We start from the raw sequence: 393 nt of genomic DNA, 5'->3' as shown, positions 1-393 counted from the left end.
GGCCATGGCCCAGGTGCAGCTGCAGGAGTCTGGAGGAGGATTGGTGCAGGCTGGGGGTTCTCTGAGACTCTCCTGTGCAGCCTCTGGAGGCACCTGGAGTAGGTATTCCATGGGCTGGTTCCGCCAGGCTCCAGGAAAGGATCGTGAGTTTGTAGCCGCTCTTAGCTGGAAGGGTGGTAGCGTCTATGCAGAGTCCGTGGAGGGCCGATTCACCATCTCCGGAGACAACATGAAGAACACGGCGACTCTGCAAATGAACGATCTGAAAACAGAGGACACGGCCGTTTATTTCTGTGCAGCAGATTTTCGTCAGGGATTGACTTACATAAGCTCTAGTCCCCCGTGGCTGGGAAAAGGGACCCAGGTCACCGTCTCCTCACACCACCATCACCA

General features: G+C 56.5%; 1 protein-coding gene. It reads left to right on the top strand.

The features are described 5' to 3' along the window. Positions 1 to 4: 4 nt before the first annotated feature. Positions 5 to 393, top strand: a 389-nt coding sequence (locus OO258_RS27380; RefSeq protein WP_266035045.1) for a hypothetical protein, incomplete at its 3' end; no start/stop codon positions are given.

It is taken from the genome of Pseudomonas sp. DCB_BI, from assembly GCF_026240995.1.
Classification (GTDB): Bacteria; Pseudomonadota; Gammaproteobacteria; order Pseudomonadales; family Pseudomonadaceae; genus Aquipseudomonas.
The sequence above is the reverse complement of the archived record's forward strand: the minus strand, read 5'-3'. Positions and strand labels throughout refer to the sequence as shown.